The sequence below is a fragment of the Pseudomonas sp. ICMP 10191 genome (assembly GCF_001467335.1).
Lineage (GTDB): Bacteria > Pseudomonadota > Gammaproteobacteria > Pseudomonadales > Pseudomonadaceae > Aquipseudomonas > Aquipseudomonas cerasi.
In genome coordinates this window covers 11523-27869 of record NZ_LKGW01000057.1, presented here as the reverse complement: position 1 = coordinate 27869, position 16347 = coordinate 11523, and the positions used below count along the sequence as shown (strand labels likewise).

Here is a 16347-nt window from a genome sequence, read left to right as displayed (position 1 = left end):
CAATTACTCGAACCAGTGGGCTCGGGCGGCCATGATCAACTTGCCGGCACGATCATCGTCAATGCCGTCGATGTCGAGCAGGTCATCTATAGACTGCTCGGCCAGGTCTTCGCGGGTAATTACGCCGCGCACCGCCAGTTCCATCGCCAAATCCTTGTCCATACCCTCAAGCGAGAGCAGGTCTTCGGCCGGATGGGCGTCTGCCAGCTTTTCCTCTGTAGCGATGGCTTTAGTCAACAAACAATCCTTGGCACGAGCGCGAAGCTCGTTGACGATTTCTTCGTCAAAGCCGTCGATGTTGAGCATTTCTTCCAACGGTACGTAGGCAATCTCTTCCAGGCTGGTGAAGCCTTCATCAACCAGCACCTGCGCCAATTCTTCCTCGACTTGGAGTTCTTCGATGAAATTGCGCAGGATGTCACCGGTTTCAGCTTGCTGCTTGGCCTGGATGTCCGATTCGGTCATTACGTTCAGGGTCCAGCCAGTCAACTGGCTCGCCAGACGCACGTTCTGACCGCCACGACCAATAGCCTGGGCCAGGTTGTCCGCTCCCACTGCGATGTCCATTGCATGCGCGTCTTCATCTACGATGATTGCCGCTACTTCTGCAGGAGACATTGCATTGATCACGAACTGCGCCGGGTTATCGTCCCAAAGAACGATATCCACACGCTCGCCACCCAGCTCGCCGGAAACAGCCTGAACTCGCGAACCGCGCATGCCGATACAGGCACCTTGCGGATCGATTCGTTTATCCTTGGAGCGAACAGCGATTTTCGCACGAGAACCCGGGTCACGGGAGGCAGCCATCACCTCGATGAGACCTTCGGCAATTTCCGGAACTTCAATGCGGAAAAGCTCGATCAGCATCTCTGGCGCAGTACGCGACAGAATCAGCTGAGGACCACGGTTTTCAGTACGAATTTCCTTCAGCAAAGCACGGACGCGAACACCGACCCGGAAAGTTTCCCGGGAAATGATGTCTTCACGAGCCAGCAAGGCTTCGGCATTGTTACCCAAGTCAACGATGACATTGTCACGTGTAACCTTTTTAACAGTACCAGAAATGATTTCACCCAGACGCTCACGGTAGGCATCGACCACCTGAGCACGCTCGGCTTCGCGAACTTTCTGCACAATGACTTGCTTGGCGGTCTGCGCAGCGATACGACCGAATTCGATGGATTCGATTTTTTCTTCGATCAGGTCGCCGGCAACAGCACCCGGCTTTTTCGCCTGGGCCTGATCCACAGCAAATTCGTGCGCAGGATCGTCCAGATCTTCGTCTTCGACAACTGTCCAGCGACGGAAAGTCTCGTAGTTGCCTGTCTGGCGATTGATCTCTACGCGCAGTTCTACTTCATCTTCAAAACGTTTCTTGGTAGCGGTGGCAAGAGCCAGCTCCAGCGCTTCAAAAATTACACTTGCCGGAACGCCCTTTTCATTGGACACCGACTCAACAACCAGCAGTACTTCTTTGCTCATCGTACGCCTCGCCTTTCGCAAGCCATTGGATCCGCGGGATCCGCAGTAACCGGCACGTCTCAGTCAAACGTGGGAATAATGTTGGCCTTGTCGATCATGTCGATCGGCAACAGGAACTCATGGTCTTCAACCTGCACCACGACATCCTGCTCCTCCACCCCGCGGAGAAGGCCTTGAAAGTTGCGTCGACCTTCGAAAGGTGAACGCAGCTTTATTTTCACTTGTTCCCCGGCGTACGAAGCAAACTGCTCAATAGTGAACAGCGGGCGCTCCATGCCAGGAGAAGATACTTCAAGGGTGTACTCGGTGCTGATTGGATCTTCTACGTCCAACACACCGCTGATCTGGCGACTGACGATTGCGCAGTCGTCGACCAGAACGCCCCCTTCCTTGTCGATATAAATGCGCAGCACCGAATGCTTGCCCTGGGAACTGAAATCAATTCCCCAGCACTGATAGCCAAGGGCCACGACCACTGGGGCCAACAAGTCCTGCAACTGTTCTAGCTTGCTCGACACCTGAACCCCCTCGTGCATGCTTTAGAAATAAAAAAATGGGCAAAAGCCCATCCCTGAAAACGCCGCTGAACATCGACGTCATGTACTGTCCAGCTAACAAAAAGCCCCTTAAAAGGGGCTCCGCTAAAACTGGTTGCGGGGGCTGGATTTGAACCAACGACCTTCGGGTTATGAGCCCGACGAGCTACCAAACTGCTCCACCCCGCGACAAAGCTGGGGCAGAAGTATACGACCGATCCATTGCTGGGTCAATCCAACATCCACCTACAAGAAAGCCCGCTAGTGCGGGCTCTCCTGCTTAATTGGTACCGAGAAGGGGACTCGAACCCCTACACCCTATGGGCACAACCACCTCAAGGTTGCGTGTCTACCAATTCCACCACCTCGGCATTACAACTCTTTTTGGCGACCTCACGAACATCGCCGAATTCTGTCTTACTTCTTCTCTGGGGCTTGAGGTACGTCAGCTGGAACAGCGGCTGGCTTTTGCCCTTCGAGAACCGGTACATCATCTGCTGCCGGTTTTTGCTTCACTTCCAGTACTGCAGGGTCTGGCAAACCTACTTGAGTCAGCTGTTGAGCTTTCTCTTTAGCAAAGTAACCTAACCCCAAGCTGGTTATGAAAAAACATGCGGCAAGTATAGCAGTAAACTTACTGAGAAAGGTAGAGGTTCCTTGACCTCCGAAGACAGTATTTGATGCACCTGCTCCGAACGACGCGCCTGCGTCAGCACCTTTACCCTGCTGCAGCAATACCAGAGCGACAACGCCCAGAGCGCCCAACAGGTGAAAAACGATTACGACTGTTTCCAGCATTTTTTCAGTTTCCCGCGGCGCGACAGATCGCACCGAACTCATCTGCATTCAGGGAAGCTCCACCAATGAGCCCCCCATCGATATCCGGCATGCTGAAGAGCTCGACCGCATTGGCCGCCTTCACGCTGCCGCCATAGAGAAGTCGCACGCCTTGTGCGACTTCGGCATTCTCTTTTGCCAGTTGCGCACGGATGGCTGCGTGCACTTCCTGCGCTTCCTGAGGCGAAGCAGTCAATCCGGTGCCAATGGCCCAGACCGGCTCGTAGGCAATGACAGCATTGACCAGTGCATTGACACCAAACTCGGCGATGACACTGTCCAGCTGACGACCTACCACTTCGAGCGTTTGCCCCGCCTTGCGCTCTTCAAGCGTTTCACCTACGCAGAGCACAGGTGTCAGACCTTTCGCCTGGATCGCCGCGAACTTCTTGTTCAAGACATCATCCTGTTCGCCAATCAACTGACGACGCTCGGAGTGCCCGACAAGTACCAGCTTGCAACCTGCATCAGCCAGCTGACTCGATGCAACCTCACCTGTCAGCGCGCCTTGCTCAGCCTGAATGGCTGCATCCTGCGCACCAACGATGATCGATGTTGCCTTGAGCCCCTCGATCACCTGATGGGTAAACAGACTGGCAGGCATCACGGCGATATCGACGCTGCCTGGCAACGACTGCTTGCACAAACCCTCGATCAGCTCAGCGACGCTGGCGCGGGTACCGTGCATTTTCCAGTTACCAGCTACCATTGGGCGACGCATGCTACACCTCGTGGGTCAAAGTGGGCGCAGATGTTACCCAACAGTTCCGACACTGGCAAGCCGAAATCAGGCGCAAACTTCAGTAACCAGTTTTGCGAGTTCTTCGGCGTACGCCCTGACCTGCGTTTCGTCCTCGCCTTCGACCATCACGCGCACCAGCGGCTCGGTACCCGATTTGCGCAGCAGCACCCTGCCACGCCCGGCCATCTGCTCGGTGACGCGGGCGCAGGCTTCCTGGACCGACGGATGCGAAACCGGGTCTACACCCGACCCGGCGAAGCGCACGTTGATCAAGATCTGCGGGCATTTGCGCAATTTCAGACGCGCTTCGGCCAGACTTACACCACTGCGGCGCAGAGCCAATATCACCTGCAATGAGGCGATAATCGCATCACCGGTGGTGGCGTGCTGGAAACAGACGATATGACCGGAGTTTTCACCGCCGATCTGCCAGTTGCGCTCGAGCAACTCGGCGATCACATAACGGTCACCGACATTGGCCCGAACAAAGGGAATACCTTGTTCAGCCAGGGCCAGTTCAAGCCCCAGGTTGCTCATCAATGTGCCTACTACGCCGCCCTGCAAGCGTCCCCCCTCGTGCAGGTCGCGGGCGATGATGTAAAGCAATTCATCACCATCGACGATGGTCCCGGTGTGATCGACCATCAACACGCGGTCGCCATCACCGTCGAAACCGATGCCCATGTCCGCATGCTCGGCAAGCACGGCCGCCTGCAGGGCTTCCATATGCGTGGAGCCACAGTCCTTGTTGATGTTGAGCCCGTCAGGCTGCGCGGAAAGCACCACCACCTGCGCGCCCAGTTCACGAAATACGTTGGGTGCCACCTTGTAGGTCGCACCGTGGGCGCAGTCGATGACAACCTTGAGGCCGGCGAAATCGGTGCTGGTAGGCACGCTGCTTTTGCAGAATTCGATGTAACGCCCGGCCGCATCGTTGATCCGCGAGACCTTGCCGAGGTTCTCGGACTCGGCCACGGTCATCGGCGCGTCGAGCAACTCTTCGATCATCATTTCGATCTCGTCAGGCAGCTTGGTGCCCTGACCGGAGAAGAACTTGATGCCGTTGTCGTAGTGCGGGTTATGCGAGGCGCTGATGACGATGCCAGCCTCGGCATGGAAGGTACGTGTCAGGTAGGCGATGGCCGGTGTCGGCATCGGCCCCAGCAAGAGAACGTCAGCACCCGCAGCGGAGAGACCAGCCTCGAGAGCGGACTCGAACATGTAGCCGGAGATGCGCGTGTCCTTGCCGACGAGAATCCGGCAGGCGCCCATCTTGCGGAAAGCCATGCCCGCCGCCCAGCCCAGTTTCAGCATGAACTCGGGCGTGATCGGAAATTGCCCTACGCGACCGCGAATGCCGTCGGTTCCGAAATATTTTCTGGTAGTCATGGATGCCCCACTGTTGTTATTCAGCTGCTTCGACAGCTGCGATCATGCGCACCACGTCAGCCGTTTCGGCGACATCATGCACACGTATAATTCTTGCCCCCTTGGCCATCGCCAGAACCGCCAGGGCGAGCCCGCCGGACAGACGCTGGTCGACGGGACGCCCCAGCACAGCACCGATCATGCTCTTGCGCGAAACACCCACCAGCAAAGGGCGGCCGAGCGCATGCAACGCTTCCATATGCTTGAACAGGCTCAGATTGTGCTCCAGTGTCTTGGCAAAGCCAAAGCCCGGATCAAGAATGATCTGCTGCTGACCGATTCCCGCCGCAACACACTGTTTCATCCGCTCAGCCAGGAAGGCACAAACCTCGCCCACCAGGTCTTCGTAGTGTGGGTCATTCTGCATGGTTCCGGGCTCGCCGAGCATGTGCATGAGACAGACCGGCAAACCGGTGCTTGCGGCCGCCTCAAGCGCGCCAGGGCGCTGCAGCGAGCGAACGTCGTTGATGAGCCCGGCACCCAGCCCAGCCGTCGCCAGCATGACCTCAGGCGTGGAGGTGTCCACAGAGATGATCACATCCAGCTCGCGCGCGATGACCTCGACCACCGGAGCCACACGCTCGACCTCTTCCGACGCAGAGACAGCACGCGCACCCGGCCGGGTTGACTCGCCACCGACATCGATAAGCGTGGCGCCGGCCTGCACCATTGCCTCGGCATGACGCAACGCAGCATCGCGCTGGCTGTAGCGGCCACCATCGGAAAATGAGTCTGGGGTTGCATTGAGGATACCCATTACATGCGTATGGGCCAAATCAAGAACCCGGTTGCCGCAAGGCAACCGNCAGATGTCATGTCAGACCTTAGTGCTCGGCAGCAGGGCCGCCAATCGGAGTTTCCGGACGAGGGTCAGGCGTGATCGGAGTACCATTGGTCCCCGAACCACCACCCCAGTCACGCGGCTCACGCGGAGTACGACCGGTCATGATGTCGTCGATCTGGTCGGCATCAATCGTTTCGTACTTCATCAACGCGTCGGCCATCGCTTCCAGTTTGTCGCGATTATCCGTCAACAGCTGCTTGGCGGTGCCGTAACAGTGGTCGATGATGCTGCGCACTTCGGAGTCGATGAGCTTGGCAGTATCGCCGGAAACACTGGAGTTCTGGCTGCTGCCGCGCCCCAGGTAACCTGCATCCTCGTCTTCCGAGTACATCAGCGGGCCGAGTTTTTCAGACAGCCCCCACTTGGTGACCATGTTCCGGGCAATCTGGCTGGCACGCATGATGTCATTGGAGGCACCGGTTGTGACGCCATCGAAGCCAAGGGTCATTTCTTCCGCGATACGACCACCGTACAGCGAGCAGATCTGGCTGATCAACGCACGCTTGGACAGGCTGTAACGGTCTTCTTCCGGCAGGAACATCGTCACACCCAGCGCACGACCGCGCGGGATGATGGAGACCTTGTAGACCGGATCATGCTCTGGCACCAGGCGCCCAACGATAGCGTGGCCCGCCTCGTGGTAAGCCGTGTTGCGCTTTTCCTTATCGGACATGACCATCGATTTGCGCTCGGCGCCCATCATGATCTTGTCCTTGGCCAGTTCGAACTCTTTCATTTCTACAACGCGCTTGCCGGAGCGAGCAGCGAACAGCGACGCTTCGTTGACCAGGTTGGCCAGATCCGCACCGGAGAAGCCCGGCGTACCGCGAGCGATAACGCCTGCGTTGACGTCTTCGCCCATCGGAACCTTGCGCATGTGAACCTTGAGGATCTGCTCGCGGCCACGAATATCCGGCAGACCTACAACTACCTGGCGGTCGAAACGACCTGGACGCAGCAGCGCCGGGTCCAGTACGTCAGGACGGTTGGTCGCGGCAATGACGATGATGCCGTCATTCATTTCAAAACCGTCCATCTCGACCAGCAACTGGTTGAGCGTTTGCTCGCGCTCGTCGTGACCACCGCCCATGCCGGCACCGCGATGGCGACCGACTGCGTCGATTTCGTCGATGAAGATGATGCATGGCGCGTGTTTCTTGGCTTGCTCGAACATGTCGCGAACGCGGCTCGCACCGACACCCACGAACATCTCGACAAAGTCGGAACCGGAAATCGTAAAGAACGGGACCTTCGCTTCGCCGGCAATGGCCTTGGCGATCAGCGTTTTACCGGTACCCGGAGGGCCGACCATCAGCACACCGCGCGGGATTCGACCGCCCAGGCGTTGGAACTTGCCCGGATCACGGAGGAATTCGACCAGCTCGCCGACTTCTTCCTTGGCCTCGTCGCAACCGGCAACGTCAGCCAGGGTGGTCTTGACCTGATCTTCGGACAGCAGACGCGCCTTGCTCTTGCCGAAGCTCATCGGGCCGCCCTTGCCGCCCGCCCCGCCCTGCATCTGGCGCATGAAGAACATGAACACCGCGATGATCACCAGTATCGGGAAGCTGGCCACCAGCAACTGGGTCCAGATGCTCTGCTGCTCAGGCTGCTTGCCTTCGATCACGACGTTGTTGCTGACCAGATCACCGATCAGGCCATTGTCCGGGATGTTCGGGCGGATGGTCTTGAAGGTGTCGCCATCGCTGCGCTTGCCCGTAATGACGTAGCCGTCGACAGAAACCTTCTCGACCTTGCCATCCTTGACCTGCTGGATGAACTCGGAATAGTTGAGGTTCTGCGGCTCGTTAGGGCTGGAGAAGTTGTTCATCACCGTCACCAGGACAGCCGCGATGATCAACCACAGGATCAAATTCTTTGCCATATCGTTCAATTAGCTACCCTCTGAAGCAAGCTCCACGCAGCAAGCGTGCCTCGCATGATATTCACCGGCCTAACTTACTACAGAACCTACAGATACGGCAGACACCGTCTGTAACCCTTTGTGAAACTTTGACAACATAATGTTCAGTCATGCTGCATCGGCAACGCCATTTGAAAAAAGCTATCGCACCTTGTCAAAAACGCTCGATGCTGGCTGCGCCATCAATGCCGCGAAAGCCGCGAGCCAGCAGGTATTGCTCGCGTGACCTGTCGCGGGACGACGACGGTTTGCGCATCTGCACCTTGTCGAACAGCTTGCGAATATCCTTGTGGTAGACATCGAAGCCTTCACCTTGGAAGACCTTGATCAGAAAATCGCCACCGGGACGTAGTACCCGACCAGCAAGATCGAGCGCCAATTCGCAGAGAAACATTGCACGCGGCATATCTACAGCGCTCAATCCACTCATATTGGGGGCCATATCGGAAATCACAAGGTCTACCTGCGTATTACCGACTGCCTCCAGGATCTGCTCAAGAATCGCATCCTCGGTAAAATCACCCTGAATGAAGGTCACATCGGGGATGCTGTCCATTTCAAGGATGTCGGAAGCGATCAGACGACCTTGACCGCCGATCAGACGACTGGTCACCTGTGACCAGCCTCCCGGCGCTGCGCCGAGGTCGATCACGGTCATGCCCGGACGGATGAGCTTGTCCTTTTCCTGAATCTCCAGCAGCTTGTAACTGGCACGCGAACGGTAACCGTCCTTCTGCGCCATTTTGACGTACTTGTCGTCGAAGTGTTCTTTGAGCCAGTTATGGCTTGTCTTGGAACGGGCCACGGGGCACCTCAAAAATAAACGAGTCGTGATTAACTGGGCGGCCCCGGACTCGCTCGGGTAAACTGGCCGCCGCTTTTAAAAGATCAGACGCAGAGGTCAGATTATGCCGCTCACTCCAGAGCAGAAGAAACAATACAAATCCATTGGCCACCATCTGAAACCGGTATTGATCGTGGCTGACAATGGTTTGACTGAAGGTGTACTTGCAGAGCTTGAACGCGCACTGAGCGATCATGAGCTGATCAAGATCAAGCTCAACATCCTCGACCGCGAAAGCCGTCTCGGTGCCATTGCAGAACTGTGCAAGGCCGGTTCTGCCGACCTGGTTCAGGTCATCGGCAAAATGGCGCTGATCTATCGCAAGAACCCAAAGGTAAACAAGCAACTGTCCAACGTCCACCGCGCACACGGATAAAAACAGAAGTCAGGGCCGCCAAAAGCGCGCCCTGACTCTTTTTTGCCGCTGAAAGCGCCCGTAAAACGGGCGCCAGCATCAGATGTGACGTACTTCGATGATTTCGTACTCGATAACGCCACTCGGCGTTTTCACCACGACGACATCACCTTCTTCCTTGGCAATCAAGGCACGGGCAATGGGCGAGCCCACTGAAATCTTGCCTTTCTTGATATCCGCTTCGTCCTCACCCACGATCTGATAGACCACGCTTTCGTCAGTCTCGACGTTAGCGATTTCGACTGTCGTGCCGAAAATCACCTTGCCGGTGTGCGGAATAGTCGTGACGTCGATGATCACAGCGTTCTGCATGCGGCCTTCGATATCACGTATACGCGCCTCGACCATCCCCTGCTGCTCGCGGGCAGCATGGTATTCGGCGTTTTCCTTGAGGTCGCCCAGTTCGCGCGCAGTACCGATGTCCTGGCTCAACTTGGGACGGACCACCTTGGTCAGGTGGGTCAGTTCTTCTTCCAGGGCGCGAGCGCCCTGGACGGTCATTGGGTATTTGATCATGCCTTCAATCCTGCATGGAGATCCTGCAAGCGACGTACGGTCTTCTCCGGACCAAACTTGAGCGCTTCACAAATCGCTTCGCCTGCTGCAATGGTAGTGGTGCAATAAATCTTGTGCTGCAGGGCGTTGCGACGGATGGAGTAGGAATCCGCGATCGACTGGCGACCTTCGGTGGTGTTGATGATCAAGGTGACTTCGTCATTCTTGATCATATCGACCACATGCGGACGGCCTTCGGTCACCTTGTTGACGCGACGCACTTTCAGGCCTGCCGCTTCGATCAGCTTGGCAGTGCCTGCGGTGGCAACGATCTCGAAACCGAGATTGATGAGGTCACGAGCGACCGCTTCAACCAGAGGCTTGTCATCGTCACGTACGCTGATAAACGCGGTACCGCCAGTTGGCAGCACTTCGCTCGCGCCCATCTGGGCCTTGGCAAACGCCTCACCGAAGGTATCACCCACACCCATCACTTCACCGGTCGATTTCATTTCCGGGCCGAGGATCGGGTCAACGCCAGGGAATTTGGCAAACGGGAACACTGCCTCTTTCACGCTGTAGAAGTTCGGAATGATTTCCTTGGTGAAGTTCAGCTCTTTCAGGGTTTTGCCTGCCATCACGCGGGCAGCGACCATCGCCAGCGAAACACCAATGCACTTGGAAACGAACGGCACGGTACGCGATGCGCGCGGGTTGACTTCAATGACGTAGATGTCTTCGCCCTGAAGCGCCAGCTGCACGTTCATCAGGCCGACAACGCCCAGTTCCAGCGCCATCTTCTTGACCTGCTCACGCATTTCGTCCTGGATGTGAGCCGGCAGCGAGTAAGGCGGCAGCGAGCACGCGGAGTCACCGGAGTGAACGCCCGCCTGCTCGATGTGCTGCATGATCGCGCCGATCACCACATCAGTACCGTCGCAGACCGCATCGACGTCCATCTCGATTGCGCAGTTCAGGAAGTGGTCCAGCAGCACAGGGCTGTCGTTGGACACCTGAACCGCTTCGCGCAGGTAACGCTTGAGTTCGTCTTCCTGGTAAACGATTTCCATCGCACGGCCACCCAGTACATAGGACGGACGCACCACCAGTGGATAACCGATCTTCGCTGCGGCACGAATCGCTTCGTCTTCGCTGCGCACAGTGGCGTTTGGCGGCTGACGCAGGTTCAGACGCTCGACCATGTGCTGGAAACGCTCGCGGTCTTCGGCACGGTCGATGGCATCAGGGCTGGTACCGATGATCGGTACGCCGGCGGCCTCAAGAGCCCGCGCCAGTTTCAGAGGCGTCTGGCCACCGTACTGGACGATCACACCTTTCGGCTTCTCGACACGGACGATTTCCAGCACGTCTTCCAGGGTAACAGGCTCGAAGTACAGGCGGTCCGAGGTGTCGTAGTCAGTGGAGACGGTTTCCGGGTTGCAGTTGACCATGATGGTCTCGTAACCGTCTTCACGCAGTGCCAGCGCGGCGTGCACGCAGCAGTAGTCGAACTCGATACCCTGGCCGATACGGTTCGGGCCGCCACCCAGGATCATGATCTTGTCACGCGTCGAAGGGTTGGCTTCGCACTCTTCCTCGTAGGTCGAGTACAGGTACGCGGTGTCGGTTGCGAACTCGGCGGCACAGGTGTCGACGCGCTTGTAGACCGGGAACACTTCCAGCTTGTGACGATGAGTCCGCAGGTTTTTCTCGGTAACGCCCAGCAGCTTGGCCAGACGCGCGTCAGAGAAGCCCTTGCGCTTGAGACGGAACATCAGGTCGCGGTCGATCGCCGACAGACCCAGGGTCTTGATCTTCTCTTCGTCCTTGATCAGGTCTTCGATCTGCACCAGGAACCACGGGTCGATCATGTTCATGGCGAAGATTTCTTCGACCGTCATACCGGCGCGGAAGGCATCGGCGACGTACCAGATACGCTCGGCGCCCGGCACGGTCAGCTCGCGCTTGAGCGTGCTCATGCTTTCCGGATGGCTCAGATCCAGTTTCGGATCAAGACCGCACACACCGACTTCCAGACCGCGCAGGGCTTTCTGCAGGGACTCCTGGAAGGTACGGCCTATGGCCATCACTTCACCGACCGACTTCATCTGAGTGGTCAGACGCGCGTCCGCCTTGGCGAATTTCTCGAAGGCAAAGCGCGGCAGCTTGGTGACGACGTAGTCGATCGACGGTTCGAACGAAGCCGGGGTCTTGCCGCCAGTGATTTCGTTCGACAGCTCGTCGAGGGTGTAGCCGACGGCCAGCTTGGCGGCAACGCGGGCGATCGGGAAGCCGGTCGCCTTGGAGGCCAGCGCCGAGGAGCGCGATACACGCGGGTTCATCTCGATCACGACCATACGGCCGGTGTTCGGGCAGATGCCGAACTGAACGTTGGAACCACCGGTTTCAACGCCGATCTCGCGCAGCACTGCCAACGAGGCATTACGCAGGATCTGGTATTCCTTGTCGGTCAGGGTCTGTGCAGGCGCCACGGTGATCGAGTCACCGGTGTGCACACCCATCGGGTCGAAGTTTTCGATCGAGCAGACGATGATGCAGTTGTCCTTTTTGTCGCGGACAACTTCCATTTCGTACTCTTTCCAGCCGATCAGCGATTCGTCGATCAGCAGCTCCTTGGTTGGCGACAGGTCCAGACCACGGGCGCAGATTTCTTCAAACTCTTCACGGTTGTAAGCGATACCGCCGCCGGTACCACCCATGGTGAACGAAGGACGGATGATGCAAGGGAAGCCGAGCTTTTCAAGCACCGCGTTGGCTTCTTCCATGCTGTGCGCGATACCGGAGCGCGGGCACGCCAGGCCGATGGACTTCATCGCCTTGTCGAAACGCGAACGGTCTTCTGCCTTGTCGATGGTGTCGGCGTTGGCGCCGATCATTTCGACACCGAACTTCTCCAGAACGCCTTCGCGCTCCAGATCCAGTGCGCAGTTCAGAGCCGTCTGGCCGCCCATGGTTGGCAGCAGTGCGTCAGGACGCTCTTTTTCGATGATCTTGGCAACGGTCTGCCACTTGATCGGCTCGATGTAGGTGGCGTCGGCCATGGCCGGGTCAGTCATGATGGTGGCCGGGTTGGAGTTCACCAGGATGACGCGGTAACCCTCTTCGCGCAGAGCCTTGCAGGCCTGGGCGCCGGAGTAGTCGAATTCACAGGCCTGTCCGATCACGATGGGGCCGGCGCCGAGAATCAGGATGCTTTTAATATCTGTACGTTTTGGCATGGGTTGTCACTCAAATCCGCAGGTCAGTCGGCAAGCCGTCTTGAACATTTGTCTGAGGTGGCCTGGGCGGCAGCGACCGGACATTGAGTCCGGGGCCGCCCTGGGCACCTGCGTATTACCGTCTCAAGGCAACCGGTCAGCGGCGCTTGGCCATGGCTTCGATAAAGCGATCGAACAAAGGCGCGACGTCGTTCGGGCCCGGGCTCGCTTCAGGGTGACCCTGGAAGCTGAATGCGCTCTTGTCGGTCAGCTCGATACCCTGCAGGGTGCCGTCGAACAGCGACTTGTGAATGGCGCGAACGTTGCTCGGCAGGGTCGCCTCATCCACCGCAAAACCGTGGTTCTGGCTGGTGATCATGACCACACCGGCGTCCAGATCCTGGACCGGATGGTTGGCACCGTGGTGGCCGTGGCCCATCTTCACGGTCTTGGCACCCGCGGCCAGCGCCAGCAACTGGTGGCCCAGGCAGATGCCGAACACCGGAATGTCGGTTTCCAGCACTTCCCTGATCGCCTTGATGGCGTAATCGCACGGCTCCGGGTCACCCGGGCCGTTGGACAGGAAAACGCCGTCCGGCTTGTAGGCGAGCACTTCACTGGCAGGCATTTGTGCAGGCACCACGGTTACGCGGCAACCGCGCTCGACCAGCATGCGCAGGATGTTGACCTTGACGCCGTAATCGTAGGCGACCACATGATAAGGCAGCTCGGACGCGGCGATTTCAGGGTGGCTGTCGGTTTTCAGATCCCAGACGCTGGAGCGCCACTCGTAGGTATCCTTGGTGCAGACTTCCTTGGCCAGATCCATGCCCTTGAGGCCCGGAAAGCTGCGAGCAGCGGCAATGGCCGCCTCTTCGGTGATGTTATCACCGGCCAGGATGCAGCCGTTCTGGGCGCCTTTCTCACGCAGGATGCGGGTCAGGCGACGCGTGTCGATGCCAGCGATGGCAACGACGTTGTTGGCTTTCAGGTAATCACCGAGGGACAGCTTGTTACGCCAGTTGCTGGCTACCAGAGGCAGGTCGCGAATGACCAGGCCGGCGGACCAGACGCGATCCGACTCTGCGTCTTCAGGGGTGGTGCCGGTGTTGCCGATATGCGGGTAAGTCAGGGTAACGATCTGCTGGGCGTAGGAAGGATCGGTAAGAATTTCCTGATAGCCTGTCATTGCGGTGTTGAACACCACCTCACCAACGGTCTGACCGTCGGCTCCAATGGCTTCGCCGCGAAAAATGCTGCCATCAGCAAGGGCGAGTATGGCTGGCTTAGTCAAGAAGACCTCCCGTAAATAAAACCTGAAAGGGCGATCGCAGGCTGCAAAAAAGCGGAATGACGTAGTTACGTCACCCCGCTTTCTTATGGAATCATCTGCGCGCTTTTAGTGGACACACTAAAGCTGTAGCTTACAGAAAAGGCCCATTTTGGTCTACCACCAATGAGCCTGAAATGCGGGGAAATGCGACAGGGCCACGAATGGCCCTGTATGAAATCAATGCAGACCCAACACATCCTGCATGTCATAAAGCCCAGGTGCCTTGCCGTCGAGCCACATTGCAGCCCGAACGGCCCCCTTGGCGAAGGTCATGCGACTGGATGCCTTGTGCGTGATCTCGACCCGCTCACCGTCCGCGGCGAACAGCACGGTGTGATCACCCACCACGTCACCGGCACGAATGGTCGCAAACCCGATGGTCTGGCGATCACGCGCACCGGTCTGCCCCTCACGACCGTAGACCGCAACCTTTTCCAGATCACGACCCAGCGCATTGGCAACCACTTCACCCATGCGCAAGGCGGTGCCGGACGGCGCGTCGACCTTGTGCCGATGGTGCGCCTCGGTGATTTCGATATCAACCTCATCACCCAGAACGCGCGCAGCGGTGTCGAGCAGCTTCAGACACAGATTCACACCGACGCTGAAGTTGGCAGCAAAGACGATCGGAATGTCTTTACCCGCCTCTTCCAGACGCAGCTTTTCTTCCGCGCTGAAACCGGTGGTACCGATAATCATCGCCTTGCCCGCCTTGCGACAGAACGCCAGATTTTTCAGCGTCACCGAAGGATGAGTGAAGTCGATCAAAACGTCGAACTCGTCCGCCACCTTTGCCAGATCACCCGACAGCGGCACGCCGATACGACCCAGCGCAGCCAGTTCGCCCGCATCAGCGCCCACCAGCGTGCTGTCAGGACGATCAATAGCAGCGGTCAAGCCGGCGCCCGGTGCCTGCTGAACCGCCTCGATCAAGGTCTTGCCCATACGCCCGGCGGCGCCTACTACAGCAATACGTCGCATGCCCTGCTCCCGTTGATAGCCTTACAGATCGCCGAAGAAACGCTTCACACCCTCAAACCAGCCACTGGCTTTCGGAGAGTGAGACTCGTCGTTTTCAAGCGAGGTGCGGAACTCTTCAAGCAGCTCGCGCTGGCGCTTGCTCAGGTTGACCGGGGTTTCGACTGCAACACGGCACATCAAGTCACCCGCACCACCGCCACGCACCGGAGCGACGCCCTTGCCACGCAAGCGGAACTGCTTGCCGGTCTGGGTGCCTTCGGGGATTTTCAGTTTGACGCGACCGTCGAGCGTCGGCACTTCAAGCTCGCCGCCCAGCGCTGCATCGGTGAAGCTGATAGGCACTTCGCAGAACAGGTGCTTGCCGTCACGCTGGAAGATCGCGTGTTCGCGCACATTGATCACAACATACAGGTCGCCGGTCGGGCCACCCTGGGTACCCGCCTCGCCTTCGCCAGACAGACGAATGCGGTCACCGGTATCGACACCTGGCGGCACTTTGACAGAAAGCGTCTTGGACTCTTCGACGCGGCCTTCGCCATGGCAGGAATCGCACGGATCGGAAATGATCTTGCCGTGGCCGTGGCAGCGCGGGCAGGTTTGCTGCACAGAGAAGAAACCCTGCTGCATGCGCACCTGACCAATACCACCGCACGTAGGGCATGTGACAGGCGAAGAACCCTTCTTGGCACCGCTGCCGTCGCATGGCTTGCAGTTGACCAGCGTCGGAACGCGGATATTCACGTTAGTACCGCGAACTGCCTCCTCCAGATTCAGCTCCAGCGTATAGCGCAGGTCGCTGCCGCGCTGAGCGCCGCCACGACCACCGCCGCCACCGGCACGGCCGCCGCCAAAGAAGTCGCTGAACACATCGCCGAAGATATCGGAGAAGTTGGCGCCACCGGCACCGCCACCAAAACCACCGCCGCCACCCATGCTCGGGTCGACACCGGCATGGCCATACTGATCGTAGGCCGCGCGTTTGCTGGCGTCGGAAAGCACTTCGTAGGCCTCGTTGGCCTCTTTGAACAGCTCTTCCGATGCTTTGTCATCAGGGTTGCGGTCAGGGTGATGCTTCATCGCCAGACGGCGATAAGCCTTCTTCAGGTCCGCCTCGCTGGAGCCTCGCTCCACTCCCAACACTTCGTAATAATCACGCTTTGCCATAATTCTTCCGCACTCTTGAGGACGTTCGGCGAAAGCTCTCCTGAGCCACACCAAACTCGTTGAGCCCCATACAGGCCCGGACCCAACTCACGTCGATTCAA

Annotated in this window: 14 protein-coding genes and 2 tRNA genes; 1 reads left to right on the top strand and 15 read right to left on the bottom strand. The window is 58.1% G+C overall.

The genetic code is table 11. From position 1 onward, the window contains the following. Positions 1-3: 3 nt before the first annotated feature. From nusA to rlmE, 10 genes are all read right to left on the bottom strand, one after another. Positions 4-1485: a transcription termination factor NusA gene (nusA, locus tag AO388_RS05915; protein WP_003364132.1), complete on the bottom strand. Its 1482-nt coding sequence runs from the start codon at positions 1483-1485 to the stop codon at positions 4-6. Between the two features lie 59 nt (positions 1486-1544). Then, positions 1545-2003 carry a ribosome maturation factor RimP gene (gene rimP, locus AO388_RS05910; protein ID WP_002555126.1) on the bottom strand — a complete coding sequence of 153 codons (459 nt, stop codon included), beginning with the start codon at positions 2001-2003 and terminating at the stop codon, positions 1545-1547. Positions 2004-2133: 130 nt separating this feature from the next. Beyond that, positions 2134-2210, bottom strand: a tRNA-Met gene (locus AO388_RS05905). A 96-nt stretch (positions 2211-2306) separates the two neighbouring features. Then, positions 2307-2392: transfer RNA gene (locus AO388_RS05900), tRNA-Leu, on the bottom strand. A 46-nt stretch (positions 2393-2438) separates the two neighbouring features. Next, positions 2439-2819: a preprotein translocase subunit SecG gene (gene secG, locus AO388_RS05895; RefSeq protein ID WP_003313628.1), complete on the bottom strand. Its 381-nt coding sequence runs from the start codon at positions 2817-2819 to the stop codon at positions 2439-2441. Positions 2820-2823: 4 nt separating this feature from the next. Further along, a complete protein-coding gene (tpiA, locus tag AO388_RS05890; RefSeq protein ID WP_003364135.1) occupies positions 2824-3579 on the bottom strand; it encodes a triose-phosphate isomerase in 756 nt (251 codons plus the stop codon). A gap of 66 nt (positions 3580-3645) precedes the next feature. Beyond that, positions 3646-4989, bottom strand: coding sequence for a phosphoglucosamine mutase (gene glmM / locus AO388_RS05885; protein WP_058416181.1), 1344 nt, complete (start codon positions 4987-4989; stop codon positions 3646-3648). 16 nt (positions 4990-5005) lie between these two features. Beyond that, entirely contained in the window at positions 5006-5839 is an 834-nt protein-coding gene (gene folP, locus AO388_RS05880; protein WP_058416180.1) for a dihydropteroate synthase, read from the bottom strand. A gap of 13 nt (positions 5840-5852) precedes the next feature. Then, complete coding sequence (ftsH, locus tag AO388_RS05875) at positions 5853-7757, bottom strand: ATP-dependent zinc metalloprotease FtsH (protein ID WP_003364143.1); 1905 nt, start codon at positions 7755-7757, stop codon at positions 5853-5855. Positions 7758-7950: 193 nt separating this feature from the next. Beyond that, positions 7951-8601, bottom strand: coding sequence for a 23S rRNA (uridine(2552)-2'-O)-methyltransferase RlmE (gene rlmE, locus AO388_RS05870; RefSeq protein ID WP_003313635.1), 651 nt, complete (start codon positions 8599-8601; stop codon positions 7951-7953). 103 nt (positions 8602-8704) lie between these two features. Between rlmE and AO388_RS05865 the strand changes: the two genes are divergently transcribed. Next, positions 8705-9016: a YhbY family RNA-binding protein gene (locus AO388_RS05865; RefSeq protein ID WP_003340569.1), complete on the top strand. Its 312-nt coding sequence runs from the start codon at positions 8705-8707 to the stop codon at positions 9014-9016. Positions 9017-9094: 78 nt separating this feature from the next. Here the strand turns inward: AO388_RS05865 and greA are convergent, their stop codons facing one another. From greA to dnaJ, 5 genes are all read right to left on the bottom strand, one after another. Continuing rightward, positions 9095-9571, bottom strand: a complete 477-nt coding sequence (greA, locus tag AO388_RS05860) for a transcription elongation factor GreA (RefSeq protein WP_003400161.1) — start codon at positions 9569-9571, stop codon at positions 9095-9097. Next, a complete protein-coding gene (carB, locus tag AO388_RS05855) occupies positions 9568-12789 on the bottom strand; it encodes a carbamoyl-phosphate synthase large subunit (protein ID WP_003431538.1) in 3222 nt (1073 codons plus the stop codon). Before carB ends, greA begins: the two co-directional genes overlap by 4 nt. Before the next feature lie 136 nt (positions 12790-12925). Next, a complete protein-coding gene (carA, locus tag AO388_RS05850; protein ID WP_058416179.1) occupies positions 12926-14062 on the bottom strand; it encodes a glutamine-hydrolyzing carbamoyl-phosphate synthase small subunit in 1137 nt (378 codons plus the stop codon). A gap of 216 nt (positions 14063-14278) precedes the next feature. Next, entirely contained in the window at positions 14279-15082 is an 804-nt protein-coding gene (gene dapB, locus AO388_RS05845) for a 4-hydroxy-tetrahydrodipicolinate reductase (RefSeq protein WP_003431540.1), read from the bottom strand. A 21-nt stretch (positions 15083-15103) separates the two neighbouring features. Continuing rightward, positions 15104-16246 (bottom strand): molecular chaperone DnaJ, encoded by a 1143-nt coding sequence (gene dnaJ / locus AO388_RS05840; RefSeq protein ID WP_003395180.1) that lies wholly within the window; start codon positions 16244-16246, stop codon positions 15104-15106. Positions 16247-16347 lie beyond the last annotated feature (101 nt).